The following is a 12,258-nucleotide window of genomic DNA, read 5'->3' as shown; positions in this document are numbered from 1 at the left end:
ATCTGCGATCAGGCGACCGTATGCGCGTCGAGATGTTGGCCTTGTTAAGGCGACGCTGCTGCAGCGTATTTATCGAACCCCCCGGTTCATTGCCCGTTAGTTCAGCTCATTCGACTGAAGCGAAGAAACGCTATATGCAACCTTATTGCCAGCGCAACGCCGGGGGCGGTGACGTGCGCCACAATTTCATATTTTGACCCTCGACTTCCAAGGCGGTAGAAGGGGTGCGAGCGGGCGCCCGCAACTGAGATCTGATCCCGGTTGATATATCCGTTTTGACTGGATCGTCCAATTGGATCGAGAGTCGAGCCGAGACCGGCCTCGATGGCACCATTACTCGATCGGTTTGATGCGGATCCCACCACGAGAATATGTGAGGGATCCCTACGAAGTCGGCCGCGGAACGGTCGCGGTGTTCCCGTACGAGGGTCGCAATTCCGTGCATCGCCTGAATGGTGGGCAAGCATCGACAGCGAGCGGGCGGTTTCGCAGATTTCTACTCGCGTGATGCTCTTGAAACCGCCCGCTCGGCGAGCCGATGACGCCGGAGCTGTCCTGATCGGTCAACAGCAGCTGTTCTCGGCGGACTCGTCGGCAGCCGACGCGGTGCCGCAACACACGCCGGCCGTGGTCTGCGGGCCGTCGAGGTGCTGGGGGCTCGATCCGAACGTGTCGGAGTCGGCGAGGACGGTGTAGACCTCCCAGTTCTCGTCGTCCGGACCGGTCACCCACACCTTGTCCTGTGTCGCGAAGCAGCACGTGGTGCCGATTTCCTCCTCGGTGAACATGCCCTCGTCGGTCAATCGGGCGATCTCGGCGTGCACCTCGTCGCTCGACTCGACCTCGACGCCGAGATGGTTGAGCGTGCCCCCCTTGCCGGGATTCTCGAGCAGGACGAGCTTGAGTGGCGGCTCGGCGATGGCGAAGTTGGCGTAGCCGGGTCGCATTTTCGCGGGCTGGGTGGCGAAGAGCTTCGAGTAGAACGCGACCGCGTGCTCCAGGTCGTCGACGTTGAGGGCGAGTTGTGCGCGTGACATGAGAACCAACCTTTGCGATATACGTCGAACTAGTGACAGTCGGTAGCCTGCCACCTTTTCGGCATAAGTCAAGATCGATGGGTATGGTCGGAACCATGCCGAAAACGCTCCCCGCGGTCGACGTGTCCGGGCCGATCTGCTGTGCGCCCGTCTCCGCGGCGCCCATGAGCGACGACGCCGCCCTCGAGCTTGCGCTGCGCCTCAAAGCGCTCGCCGACCCGACGCGTGTCAAGCTCATGTCGATTCTGCTCACCACGACGGACGGCGCGGTGTGTACGTGCGATCTCGCGATCGGGGTGGGTCTCGGCGAATCGACGGTCAGCCACCACCTGGCGCAACTCCGCAAGGCCGGGATGGTCGAATCCGAACGCCGGGGTATGAACGTCCATCATCGCGCACGCGGCGAGGCACTCGACGCGCTGCGCGTCGTGCTCGATCCGAACTGCTGCCGTTGACCGGTCGAAATCATCAGGCGCGCAGTCGTTCCCTGCGCAGCTTGTCCACCTCGGGCAGCTCGAGCGGTTCGAGTGCGTCGACACCGAGCGCGCGAGCCAGCAGGTAGTCGGCCAGTTCGGGATTGCGTGCGAGGACGGGGCCGTGCATGTAGGTGCCGAGGACCGAGCCCTGCACGACGCCCTCGACGGGCTCACCCGCGCCGTTGCCGACGCCGCTGCGCACACGCGCCAGCGGTCGGGCACCGGAGCCGAGCGTGGTTCCGCCCCGGTGGTTTTCGAATCCGGTGAGCGGCTGGGTCAGTCCGTCGAGAGTGGGTGTGGTGGTCACCTCGCCGATCGCGCGGACGTCCTGCGGCGCCGTCGTGGCGTCGAACAACGAGATGCCGTCGACGCGTTCGCCGTTCGACGTCTCGTACCAGTGTCCGAGTACCTGGATCGCCGCGCAGATGGCGAGCACGGGGACTCCCCGCGCGGCGGCTTCCTGCAGCCCCGGATAGCGCGTGAGGTGACGCGTCGCGAGGCGCTGCGCATAGTCTTCGGCGCCGCCGAGCGTGTAGAGGTCGAGCGACGACGGCACCGGGTCGTTCAGAGTGATCTCGACGATCTCGGTGTCGTAGCCGCGCATGCGCAGCCGTTGCCGCAGCACCAGTGCGTTGCCGCCGTCGCCGTAGGTGCCCATGACGTCGGGCAGCACGAGCCCGATCCGGACCGCCGAGTCGCGTGCTTCAGGCATTGCGCACCTCCCGTGCGATCGCAGTGTTGAGGTCGCGGAAGGCGGTGTAGTTGGCGAGCACCTCGACGCGCCCCGGCGGGCACGACGCGATGGCCTTCAACGGATCCGCTTCGAGGGTGTGGTCGACGCCCGCATACGTGAGCCGCACCGCGAGGTCGGTGCCGCGTTCGCCTGCCGCAACGACTTTCGTGTTCTCGAAGTGTTCGAACCGCACATCCCACAGCCACGACAGGTCTTCGCCGTCGGGCACCTGCCCGTTGACGGCGATCACGAGGCCGTCGGCGTCGGGGTCGATCATCGCGAGGGCTTCCTGCCACCCGGCGGGGTTCTTGGCGAGCAGCATGTGCACCGAGTGCGGGCCGACCTCGACGGTGCTGTACCGGCCTGCGACTTCCTGCACGGTGGACGCGGCGGCCACCGCGCCGTGCGGATCGGCGCCCATTGCGGCGGCAGCCGCGACGGCCTGCGCGGCATTGCCGCGGTTCGCCTTGCCCGGCAACGCGAGTTTCAGCGGCGCGGTGAAACCATCCGGGCCGTAGAGTGTGTCGTCGTCGAGCCACCAGTCCGGCTGTGGCCGTACGAGATCGCCCGCCTCGCACCGCCACGTCTCGCCGTCCCACAGGATCGGTTCGCCGTCGCGCGGGCAACTCGCGGCGTCGCTCGCCCAACCGCCGCCTGCAGCGACCCAGACGACATTCTTCGCGTCGTAGGCGGCCGAGGCCACGAGGACGTCGTCGCAGTTGGCGACGATCGTGGCGTCGGGATGCGCGTCGACGCACGCACGCAGCTTGCGTTCGATCATGTTGATCTCGCCGACGCGGTCGAGCTGGTCGCGGCTGAGATTGAGCAGCACGAGCACTTCGGGTTCGACGGCGTCCGCGACGTGCGGGACGTGCAGTTCGTCGACCTCGAGCGCCGCGATCGGCGCACCGATGCGCGCCTGCAGCGCGGCGACGATGCCCGCGTCCATGTTGGCGCCGTCGGCCTGCGTCGCCACCTCTCCGAGGGTCGCGAGAGCGGCGGCGGTCATCCGCGTCGTGGTGGATTTGCCGTTGGTGCCCGTGACGATCGCGGTTCGCCTGCCGCGGCCGAGCTGGGTCAGCATGTCGGGCGCGATGCGCAGGGCGACGAGGCCGCCGATCATCGACCCGTTGCCGCGGCCCGCGGTGCGCGACGCCCACGACGCGGCGGCCGCGGCGCGCAGCGCGAGCCGCGCGCGCAGACCGAGTTCCACGTGGTGCCGGGTGCGTGCTGGACTACTGGTTCCCACGGGGCGAGTCTGGCACAGCCCCGGAGCCGACGCCCACCTGCACCACATCGCCGAGCGCGGGCCCCGCGCCGACCGGCGCAGGTGCGATGTGCCTGCGTGTGCGTGGTGTGGCGGCCGTCGCACCGACGATCACGACGACGGCACCCGCGAGTGCGAGCAGCGACGGCCGCTCGCCCAGCACGGCCCACGCCGCCGCGATGCCGACGACCGGCACGAGCAGTGAGAACGGGGCGACCGAACTCGCGGGGTAGCGGCTCATGAGCGCGGTCCACAGCCCCGAGCCGACGATCGTCGCGATCACCGCGGTGTACGCGAGGCCTGCCAGCGCGGGCCACGCGTCGAATGCGGTCGTGACGGAACGCCCGATCGCCCTGGGGCCCTCGACGGCGACCGAGACCGCCAGCATCGGCAGCGGTGGCACGACACACATCCACAGCATCAACCGCATCGGCTGCGACGACGCTGCCTGCCGGTTCGCGAGGTTGCCGAACGCCCACGACAGTCCCGCGAGGAGAGTGAGGAGCACCGGCACGAGCGCGGCGTGGTGCGCGCGGTCCCAGCCGATGAGCGCCATCCCGGCCACCGCGACGCACAGCCCGGCCACCTGTGCGGCGCTGAGGTGCTCGCGAAGCAGGAGCGCACCCAGCACGACGGTGAACGGCGCCGACGACTGCAGCACGACCGACGCGAGCCCGGTCGGCATCCCGGCGTCCATAGCCCAGAACAGGAACGCGAACTGGCCGACGCCGAATCCGAGGCCGTAGCCGACGAGCCAGCGCGTCGGGACGTCGGGCCGCGGGACGAACAGCACGACCGGCACCGCGATCACGAGGAACCGCAGTGCCGCGAAGAAGAACGGCGGGAAGTGGTCGAGGCCCGCGCGGAGCGCGAGGAAGTTCAGTCCCCACAGCACGACGACGGTGAGGGCGAGCGTCCGGTCGCGAGCAGTCATGGAGCCCATCGTCGGCTGCTCGAACGATCCAGGACAAGCGAATATAGATGGACCATTCGTGTAGTTTTACTTCATGAATGTCGAGCGGTTGCGCATCCTGCGTGAGCTCGCCGACCGCGGCACCGTCGCGGCCGTCGCCGCGGCACTGCAGATGACGCCGTCGGCGGTGTCTCAGCAGCTCAAGGTGCTCGGCCGCGAAGCAGGCATCGCGTTGCTCGAGCCGGACGGACGTCGCCTTCGGCTCACCGATGCGGGGCGTGCGCTCGTGCTGCGGGCCGACGAGGTGCTCGCCGCGGTCGAGCGTGCGGGGGCCGAGATGGCCGCGTACCGGGGTTCGCCGTACGGCAGGGTGCGCGCCGCGTTGTTCCCCTCCGGCGCGGCGCTGTTGCTGCCCGCGGTGCTCACCGACCTCGACGGCAGTGGCGTGGACCTCGAGGCGAGGGACGAGGACGTGCCCGCGTCGGCCGTACCCGAATTGCTCGCCGACTACGACGTCGTGCTCACCCACCGCGACGAGTACGCGGCGGACAGCTCGTCGGCGCGCGTGCGCGCGGAGGCGCTCATGCGCGAACCCATCGACTTGATCCTCCCGCCCGGGCACGCACTTGCGCAGCAGGACTCGGTGCGTCTCGAGCAGCTCGCGGACGAGAGCTGGATCAGTGTGCGTGGCGGGTTTCCGGTCGACGACGTCCTGTTGTCGGTGGCCGCCGCCACCGGGGTGCAGCCGCGGGTCGTGCACCGTATCAACGACTTCCGCATCATCGAGGAACTCGTCGCCGCGGCGCACGGGGTTGCGCTGCTGCCGCGGCACTCGGTGACGAATCCGGGAGTTGCCGTCCGCACGCTCGCAGGCGTGCGCGCCGCACGCATATACGAACTCGCCCGACGGCCGGAATCCGATCGGATCCCCGCCGTCGGGCGAGTGCTGCAGGCGTTCCGGACGGCGGTCGCCCGGGTGCGCTGACGCGGGGCCGCGTCAGCTGCTGGGATGCGCGGTCTTGCGCAAGGCGTGTGCCTTGAGCGACTCGAACTCCTCGCGCGAGATCGCGCCCGAGTCGAGAAGCTCCTTGGCATTGGCGATCTCGCTGGTGGGTGTCGTGCCGGCCACCTCCCGGATGTACGAATCCTGCGCGGCCTGAATCTGTTTCGCGTCCTTCTCGGCGCGCTCCGCCATGCCGCGGCCCTTGACGATCAGATACACGAGGGCGGTGAGCAACGGGAGGATGAACAGGAAGATCACCCACACCGCCTTCGCCCAGCCCGACGACTCCTTGTCGCGGAACAGGTCGGTGATGATCGACCACAGCACGATCAGATAGGCGACGAAGGCGAAGATCACGATGATCAGCCACAGGTAGTCCCAGAACGAGTCGAGGTACGTGTCCATGGTGCCGAATATGGCACGTGCGTGCGTCCCACGAAGCAGAACGGCGAAAATCCGCGATCACTGCTGTTGTCGTCGGCCGCTACACTCCCGCCAGCAGCAGTCGTGGGAGGAGTTGGGCATGACCTCGGTATCCGATATCGACCCCCGGACACCCGTCGTGGTGGGCGTCGGGCAGTTCAGCGAGCGGGTCGAGGACCCTGGCTATCGGGCGCTGTCGTCGGTCGATCTGGCCGCGCACGCGGTGCGTGAGGCCCTGTCCGACACGGGTGCGGACGCGGCCGCGGTGGCGTCGGCGGTCGACACCGTAGCCGGTGTTCGGCAGTTCGAGATCTCGGTCCCGGGCCTTCCGGCGCCGCTGGGCAAATCGAACAACTTTCCGCGCTCGGTCGCGCAGCGTGTGGGGACGCAGCCGGCGCGGGCGATCCTCGAGGTCGTCGGCGGGCAGGGACCGCAGCATCTGGTCACCGAACTCGCGTCGGCCATTGCCCACGGCGACGGCCGCGTCGCCGTCGTGTTCGGTTCGGAAGCGATTTCGACGGCCCGGCATTTCGCGGCGGCCTCGGACAAGCCGGACTTCGACGAGACGGTCGACGGCGACCTCGAGGACCGCGGGCACGGCATCGAAGGACTCATGACGGAGGCGGCGTTCAAGCACGGCCTCGTCGACATGCCGAGCCAGTACGCGCTGATCGAGAACGCGCGACGCGCGCGACTGGGCGTGGACCGTGCCGAGTACGCGCGGTCGATGGGCGAGCTGTTCGCACCGTTCACGCGCGTCGCTGCGCGCAATCCGCACTCGTCGGCACCCACCGAGCGCACCGCCGAAGAACTCACGACGCCCTCCGACCGCAACCGTCCGATCACCGACCCGTACACGCGGTTCGTCGTGGCGCGCGACCAGGTGAACCAGGGCGCGGCGGTCATCGTGACCTCCGTCGAGGCGGCGCGCGAACTCGGTGTGCCGCAGGAGAAGTGGGTCTTCCTGCACGGTCACGCCGACCTCCGCGAACGCGATCTCTTCGATCGGCAGGACATGTCGTCGGGCCCGGCGTCGGTGATGGCGGCGCGACACGCTCTCGAGGTTGCGGGCCTGCAGCCGTCGCAGCTCACGACACTCGACCTGTACAGCTGCTTTCCGATCGCGGTGTCGAACATCGCCGACAGCCTCGAACTCTCCGCGGACGACCCGCGCGGCCTCACCGTCACCGGCGGCCTGCCGTTCTTCGGCGGCGCGGGCAACAACTACTCGATGCACGCGATCGCCGAGACCGTCGCACTGTGCCGCAGCCGCCCCGGCGCATTCGGATTCGTCGGTGCCAACGGCGGCACGATGTCCAAGTACTCCGCAGGCATCTATTCCACGACTCCGGCTCCGTGGCGCACCGACCGCAGCGACGCATTGCAGGCCGAGGTCGACGCGTGGCCCGCGGTGCCCAATGTCGACCGGGCCGACGGCTGGGCGACGATCGAGACCTACACGGTCAAGCACGACCGCAGTGGTGCCCGCACTGGCATCGTCGTCGGCCGCCTCGACGACACGCACGAGCGGTTCGTCGCGCTCGGCACCGACGAGGACGACGAGATCCTCACGCTGCTCACCACGGGCGAGCCGATCGGAAAGCGCGTCTACGTCCGGTCGTTCGACCACGGCAACCGCGTCGCGACCTCCGACGCCCGCATGGACGAGTTGCACGCGGCGCAGGCCGCGAACTGACGAAGCGGGCCGGCGAACGCAGGTCAGGACCCGGGATCGGATGTCATCGCCGACTCGTCTGCGCACCCGCAGGCGAGCCCCGGGCGGTAGGCCGGAGCTCGACACATCGGATGATTCGGGCGTCGGATGTGTCTCAGTCGAGCTCGTCGCGACGTAGATACGCGAGCACGGCCAACACCCGACGATTCGTGTCGTCGGTCGGCGGCAGCACCAGTTTGTCGAAGATGTTGCCGACATGCTTGCCCACCGCCGATTCGGTGATGAACAACTGTGCCGCGATCGCCGCATTCGAGTGCCCCTCGGCGATCGAGGCGAGCACCTCGCGTTCGCGCGGCGACAACTGTGCCAAGGGATCCCGCCGGCGCCGGAACAATTGCTGGACGACCATGGGATCGATCACTGTGCCACCGGCAACCACCTGGCGCAGAGTGGAGACGAACTCCTCGACATCGACCACGCGATCCTTGAGCAGATAACCGACGCGCCCGCCGTCTGCCCCCAGAAGCTCGTCGGCGTAACTCAATTCGACGTACTGGCTCAGCGCGACCACGGCGAGCTCAGGGTAGGCTCGCCGCAATTCCACTGCCGCGCGCAAACCCTCGTCGGTGAACCCCGGAGGCATCCGCACATCGGTGACGACGAGGTCCGGACGATGCTCGGCGACAGCCGATTCCAATGCCACGGCATCCGGTACCGACGCCACGACCTCGAACCCGAACCGCTCGAGCATCGCGGCGAGACTCTCGCGCAGCAGTGCGCCGTCCTCGGCGAGGACCATTCGCACGGCGGTCAGTTCTCGATCCACGGCAACTCCACTCGGACAACGGTGGGCCCGCCGGGCGGGCTGGACAGCAGCATTCTGCCGTCCACCGCAGCGACCCGGTCGGCCAGGCCCGTCAGGCCGCTACCCTGCTCCGGATCCGCGCCGCCACAGCCGTCGTCCACGACCTCGACGACCAGCAGATCCCCGGCGCGCCGGGCTGTCACGTCGACTGCCGTCGCATCCGCATGTTTGGCGATGTTGTTGAGCGCCTCGACCACCACGAAATAGGCTGCGACCTCGACGTCCGGCGCCGGACGCGGCGAGATCTCCGCGGTGACGGCGACCGGGACGACGAAGTCCTCGGTCAGCTCACGTAGGGCGTCGGGTAGGCCGCGGTCGGTGAGCACCCTGGGGTGGATTCCCCGAATGAGTTGCCGCAGTTCCGCCATCAGGTCCTTGGCCTGGTCATGCGCCTGCGACACACTCTTCGCGGCGGCGGAATCCGGTGGGAGGTCGAGTTTGGCCATACCCAACTGCAGAGTGAGGTTGACGAGCAACGACTGCGCGCCGTCATGCAGGTCTCGCTCGATCCTGCGGCGTTCCGCCTCGAAGGCATCGACCAGTCGGGCCCGGGACCGTGACACCTCGACGAGCCGAGCGCGAAGCGCGTCCGGATCGTCGCCGCACAGCAACGACCGGGCGAGCGCGCCGTGCAGTCCCGCGATCAGAGCAATCACGTACGGAACCGTCGGCAGCAGAAGCAGACCTGCGATCGCGTAGGGGACAGCCTGATCGACCGAGGTGATCTGGCTGAACCCGAGCGCCACCGCCTCGTTACCGTCACCCACCACCAGGGGGCTGACCACCATCACGACGATGAGCCCGACGATCACCGCGGCCAGGAGCAACAACGCGGGAACCAAGGTGAGCAGCAGGACTGCGTAGCCGAGCTCCCTCCATGTCGCGGCCTCGGCGTAGCGGGTGCGCACCCACGGCCACAGACCCGCGGCGTGAGGAGTGCGGTGCGCCGAGAGCGCCCGATCGCTGCTCACCAGACGCAGCCGCAGACGTTCCAGAGTCGCCAGCGGTATCGCCACCAACGGGCCGAGCCCGAACACCAGCACCACGCCGAGAACGCCGAGGAACAACACCCTTCCGAGCGGTTGCGGATACATGCCGTCGCCAGCCCACACGATCAGGACCAACCACGGGACGCAGAACACGGCGAACGGCAGCGCCACCGCGCACACCACCGGGACAGTGGTCAGCAGATAGCCGAGCGAGCGCCACAGCCACCCCGTCAGCAGGAAGCGTCGTCGTGTGATCGCGGCGAGCACCGTGGTCGGTTCAACAGAGGACACTCGAGTGAGCCTATCGACGCGGCCGCTGCTTCAGGATGAGGCGGAGTGCAGCCGAAAGGTGGTGCTGGCACCACCTTCGATCCACCGCGTGGACCCAGTGACCGCACCACCGGTGGAATGGTCGGCTGTAGTCATGCAACTCGAGCTGAACAAGGTCACCAAGACCTATCGAGGTAAACAGGCCGTCACCGACGTCAGTATGCGGATCGGGCCCGGAGTTCTCGGACTCCTCGGACCCAACGGAGCCGGTAAGTCGTCGCTGATGCGGATTCTCTCCACGATCACCCGGCCGACCTCCGGAACGGTCACCTGGAACGGCACCGACATCGCCGCCCGGCCGGAGCCGCTCCGCCGTGTCCTCGGCTACCTCCCACAGGATTTCGGTGTCTACCCGAATCTCAGCGCCCGGGAGTTCCTCCGGTATCTCGCCGCAGTCAAGGGACTGAGCACGCGGTCTGCCAAGGAGCGAGTCGACGAACTGCTCGAACTCGTCAACCTCACCGACACCGGATCGCGTCCGGTAGGCAAGTTCTCCGGTGGCATGCGCCAGCGTGTCGGGATCGCGCAGGCGCTGCTGAGCGACCCCGAGCTTCTCGTCGTCGACGAACCGACGGTCGGGCTGGATCCTGAGGAGCGCATGCGGTTCCGCAACCTGCTGGGAGATCTGTCGTCCGACCGGATCGTCATCCTGTCCACCCACATCGTGTCGGACATCGAAGCCATCGCCGACGACATCGCGGTCCTCACCGCCGGCGAACTGCGTCGGCGCGGCACCCCCGAGGAACTCCTCCGTTCCGCAGACGGTCTGGTGTGGGAAGCGGTCGTCCCCATCGATGCAGTGGCCGACATCCGGCAGCGAGCGACCATCACCCGCACCGTCCGAACATCACAGGGCGTGCGTGTTCGTGCGGTCGCGCATACGCCTCCGGTTCCGAGTGCACGTCCTGTCGAACCCGACCTCGAAGACGCGTATGTCAGTGCGGTCCATACCCCGATCGCACCTGCCGGGGTGACCCGATGACCACTGCGGTTGCTGCCGTCGCGATGGCAGATTTCCGGGATCGTGCGCGGCGCCCCGCGTTCCTGGTGACGGTGCTCGGCGCTGTCGCCCTCGGCTATGTTGCCGTCCCACCTGTCTCCGCCACATACGCGATGGTCAAAGTCGGATCGTTCCGGGGACTGTACGACAGCGCGTACATCGGCATGTTGCTTGCCATGATCGGCAGCCTGTGGTTGCCGCTGTTCGGGTTCTACGTCGTCCGCAGCTGTATCGCGCGCGACATCTCCACCGGCGTAGGCGAAATGCTGTCCGCCTCCCCGTTGCGCACGCCGACGTATCTGCTGGGCAAGTATCTGAGTAACCTGATGGTGCTCGCGGCGATGGCTGCCGCACTTGCCCTGATCGCACCCGTGATGCAGCTTCTCCGCGGAGAATCCACGAGCCTCGACATGACGGCGCTCTGGCTTCCGATCGTCCTGTTCTGTCTTCCGGTACTGACCGTGGCGGCAGCAGCCGCCGTTGTCTTCGAGACGATTCCGCTCTTGCGCGGTGGGGCGGGAAACATCCTGTGGTTCTTCGTCTATCCGTCGATGTTCCTTGCTGGGATCCCGCTGATCTACGCATCGACAACCGCGGGGTTCCAGGCCGACCTGGCCGCGCAGCACCCCGGCATGGACGACGAGATCTCGATCGGCCTCACCGCGGAACCCGGTGCGCTCGGGCAGTTCACGTGGTCCGGAATGGACTTCGACCCGGCCCTTGCCGCAGCCGGCGTGGGATTGATCGCGGCATCGACGCTCGTCGCCGTCATGCCGTCGTTCTGGTTCACTCGGTTCGATCCGTCACGGCTGCAGACTTCCCTATCGAGGACTTCCACCCAGCCGCCCTCCGCAACACCGGAACCGTCGGCTACACCAGCATTTTCACGAACCGTACGAGGACTGTCCCCGGCCGAGCGTGGACACGCGTTCGTGGGCCTGTTGATCGGCGAGGTGCGGATCCATCTCGGAAGTGTGTCGCGGTGGTGGTGGCTCACGCTCGCGATCGTGACGGTCGCAGCCCTGGCGGCTCCCGCTGACCGCGTCGGCACCGCACTGCTCTTCGCGTGGTTGCTGCCCGTGCTGCTGTGGTCGCGTCTCGGCACGCTCAGCTACGAGCAGGGCGGCGACCCGCTTGTGGAGTGCGGTATCTCGCCGCGCATCCGTCTCATCGCCGAGTGGGGTGCAGGCGTGCTCATTGCGGCCGTCGCCGGTGTGGGCCCCCTGGTGAAGATGCTCCTTGCACCGGATTCGACCGGAGTAGCTGCGTGGGTTGCGGGTGCCGCGTTGATCCCCGCCCTTGCGATGCTGATCGGGTCGATCGGACGAGACGCACGTGTATTCCAGGCGGTCTATCTGGCGATCTGGTACGCCGTTCTCAACGGGGTCGCGGCCGTCGACGTCATGGGCGTGCTCCGCACCGACGGGTCGCTCAGTGGCCCGTCTCCACTGTTCTCCCTCGGCATCAGCGCTGTGTTGGTCGCCGCCTCCCTACTCGTACTGGAGATTCGTCATGCCCGCCGTTGAAAACCTGCCTCGGAAATACCT

General features: G+C 67.7%; 12 protein-coding genes. 5 read left to right on the top strand and 7 right to left on the bottom strand.

From position 1 onward, the window contains the following. Window positions 1–563: 563 nt before the first annotated feature. Window positions 564–1,037 (bottom strand): ArsI/CadI family heavy metal resistance metalloenzyme, encoded by a 474-nt coding sequence (locus HCA44_RS11650; RefSeq protein ID WP_169648729.1) that lies wholly within the window; start codon window positions 1,035–1,037, stop codon window positions 564–566. Window positions 1,038–1,132: 95 nt separating this feature from the next. Between HCA44_RS11650 and HCA44_RS11645 the strand changes: the two genes are divergently transcribed. Continuing rightward, on the top strand, window positions 1,133–1,492 hold the full coding sequence (locus tag HCA44_RS11645) for an Rv2640c family ArsR-like transcriptional regulator (protein WP_169648728.1): 360 nt from the start codon (window positions 1,133–1,135) through the stop codon (window positions 1,490–1,492). Between the two features lie 13 nt (window positions 1,493–1,505). Here the strand turns inward: HCA44_RS11645 and HCA44_RS11640 are convergent, their stop codons facing one another. From HCA44_RS11640 to HCA44_RS11630, 3 genes are read right to left on the bottom strand one after another with little or no spacing between them, the layout of a single operon-like run. Continuing rightward, window positions 1,506–2,225: a glutamine amidotransferase gene (locus HCA44_RS11640; protein WP_169648727.1), complete on the bottom strand. Its 720-nt coding sequence runs from the start codon at window positions 2,223–2,225 to the stop codon at window positions 1,506–1,508. Then, entirely contained in the window at window positions 2,218–3,495 is a 1,278-nt protein-coding gene (locus HCA44_RS11635; protein ID WP_346764685.1) for a MurT ligase domain-containing protein, read from the bottom strand. The genes HCA44_RS11640 and HCA44_RS11635 overlap by 8 nt, the downstream gene beginning before the upstream one ends. Then, on the bottom strand, window positions 3,482–4,447 hold the full coding sequence (locus HCA44_RS11630) for an EamA family transporter (protein WP_169648725.1): 966 nt from the start codon (window positions 4,445–4,447) through the stop codon (window positions 3,482–3,484). The genes HCA44_RS11635 and HCA44_RS11630 overlap by 14 nt, the downstream gene beginning before the upstream one ends. 73 nt (window positions 4,448–4,520) lie before the next feature. Here HCA44_RS11630 and HCA44_RS11625 point away from each other — a divergent pair, with 73 nt between their 5' ends. Then, window positions 4,521–5,411 carry a LysR family transcriptional regulator gene (locus tag HCA44_RS11625; protein ID WP_169648724.1) on the top strand — a complete coding sequence of 297 codons (891 nt, stop codon included), beginning with the start codon at window positions 4,521–4,523 and terminating at the stop codon, window positions 5,409–5,411. A gap of 12 nt (window positions 5,412–5,423) precedes the next feature. Here HCA44_RS11625 and HCA44_RS11620 read toward each other — a convergent pair whose 3' ends face one another. Next, window positions 5,424–5,834: an SHOCT domain-containing protein gene (locus tag HCA44_RS11620; protein WP_169648723.1), complete on the bottom strand. Its 411-nt coding sequence runs from the start codon at window positions 5,832–5,834 to the stop codon at window positions 5,424–5,426. 118 nt (window positions 5,835–5,952) lie between these two features. Between HCA44_RS11620 and HCA44_RS11615 the strand changes: the two genes are divergently transcribed. Beyond that, window positions 5,953–7,548, top strand: coding sequence for an acetyl-CoA acetyltransferase (locus HCA44_RS11615; RefSeq protein ID WP_169648722.1), 1,596 nt, complete (start codon window positions 5,953–5,955; stop codon window positions 7,546–7,548). A 133-nt stretch (window positions 7,549–7,681) separates the two neighbouring features. On the opposite strand, the gene HCA44_RS11610 is transcribed toward HCA44_RS11615, so the two are convergent. Both HCA44_RS11610 and HCA44_RS11605 read right to left on the bottom strand, forming a co-directional pair. After that, window positions 7,682–8,326, bottom strand: a complete 645-nt coding sequence (locus tag HCA44_RS11610) for a response regulator transcription factor (RefSeq protein WP_169648880.1) — start codon at window positions 8,324–8,326, stop codon at window positions 7,682–7,684. 11 nt (window positions 8,327–8,337) lie between these two features. Further along, window positions 8,338–9,672 carry a sensor histidine kinase gene (locus HCA44_RS11605; protein WP_169648721.1) on the bottom strand — a complete coding sequence of 445 codons (1,335 nt, stop codon included), beginning with the start codon at window positions 9,670–9,672 and terminating at the stop codon, window positions 8,338–8,340. Between the two features lie 133 nt (window positions 9,673–9,805). On the opposite strand from HCA44_RS11605, the gene HCA44_RS11600 reads away from it, so the two are divergent. Both HCA44_RS11600 and HCA44_RS11595 read left to right on the top strand, forming a co-directional pair. Next, complete coding sequence (locus tag HCA44_RS11600) at window positions 9,806–10,693, top strand: ABC transporter ATP-binding protein (RefSeq protein ID WP_169648720.1); 888 nt, start codon at window positions 9,806–9,808, stop codon at window positions 10,691–10,693. After that, on the top strand, window positions 10,690–12,237 hold the full coding sequence (locus tag HCA44_RS11595; RefSeq protein ID WP_169648719.1) for a hypothetical protein: 1,548 nt from the start codon (window positions 10,690–10,692) through the stop codon (window positions 12,235–12,237). The genes HCA44_RS11600 and HCA44_RS11595 overlap by 4 nt, the downstream gene beginning before the upstream one ends. Window positions 12,238–12,258 lie beyond the last annotated feature (21 nt).

Source organism: Rhodococcus sp. HNM0569, assembly GCF_012726205.1.
GTDB lineage: Bacteria > Actinomycetota > Actinomycetes > Mycobacteriales > Mycobacteriaceae > Rhodococcus_F.
Note: the sequence above shows the minus strand (reverse complement) of the source record. Positions and strands in the feature narration are given on the sequence as shown.